Raw genomic sequence first — 1,250 nt, forward strand, 5'->3', positions numbered from 1 at the left:
CCCGGGAACGTATTCACCGCAGCGTTGCTGATCTGCGATTACTAGCGACTCCGACTTCATGGGGTCGAGTTGCAGACCCCAATCCGAACTGAGACCGGTTTTTTGGGATTCGCTCCATCTTGCGATTTCGCAGCCCTTTGTACCGGCCATTGTAGCATGTGTGAAGCCCAAGACATAAGGGGCATGATGATTTGACGTCATCCCCACCTTCCTCCGAGTTGACCCCGGCAGTCTCCTATGAGTCCCCGCCTTTACGCGCTGGCAACATAGAACGAGGGTTGCGCTCGTTGCGGGACTTAACCCAACATCTCACGACACGAGCTGACGACAACCATGCACCACCTGTACACCGACCTTGCGGGGCACCCATCTCTGGGTGTTTCCGGTGTATGTCAAGCCTTGGTAAGGTTCTTCGCGTTGCATCGAATTAATCCACATGCTCCGCCGCTTGTGCGGGCCCCCGTCAATTCCTTTGAGTTTTAGCCTTGCGGCCGTACTCCCCAGGCGGGGAACTTAATGCGTTAGCTGCGGCACAGACCTCGTGGAATGAGGCCCACACCTAGTTCCCAACGTTTACGGCGTGGACTACCAGGGTATCTAATCCTGTTCGCTCCCCACGCTTTCGCTTCTCAGCGTCAGTAGTGGCCCAGAGACCTGCCTTCGCCATCGGTGTTCCTCCTGATATCTGCGCATTTCACCGCTACACCAGGAATTCCAGTCTCCCCTACCACACTCTAGTCTGCCCGTACCCACCGCAAGTCCGAGGTTGAGCCTCGGATTTTCACGGCAGACGCGACAAACCGCCTACAAGCTCTTTACGCCCAATAATTCCGGACAACGCTCGCACCCTACGTATTACCGCGGCTGCTGGCACGTAGTTAGCCGGTGCTTCTTCTGCAGGTACCGTCACTTTCGCTTCTTCCCTGCTGAAAGAGGTTTACAACCCGAAGGCCTTCATCCCTCACGCGGCGTCGCTGCATCAGGCTTTCGCCCATTGTGCAATATTCCCCACTGCTGCCTCCCGTAGGAGTCTGGGCCGTGTCTCAGTCCCAGTGTGGCCGGTCGCCCTCTCAGGCCGGCTACCCGTCGTCGCCTTGGTGAGCCGTTACCTCACCAACTAGCTGATAGGCCGCGAGTCCATCCCAGACCGAAAAACTTTCCAAACGGTAGCCATGCGGCTCCGTCTCGTATCCGGTATTAGCTCCGGTTTCCCGGGGTTATTCCAGAGTCTGGGGCAGGTTACTCACGTG

General features: G+C 57.2%; 1 rRNA gene. It reads right to left on the bottom strand.

Going from position 1 to position 1,250, the window contains the following annotated elements:
- A 16S ribosomal RNA gene (locus CKO27_RS23825) occupies positions 1–1,250 on the bottom strand; the annotation flags it as partial.

This window comes from Thiocystis violacea (assembly GCF_016583575.1).
Classification (GTDB): Bacteria; Pseudomonadota; Gammaproteobacteria; order Chromatiales; family Chromatiaceae; genus Thiocystis; species Thiocystis violacea.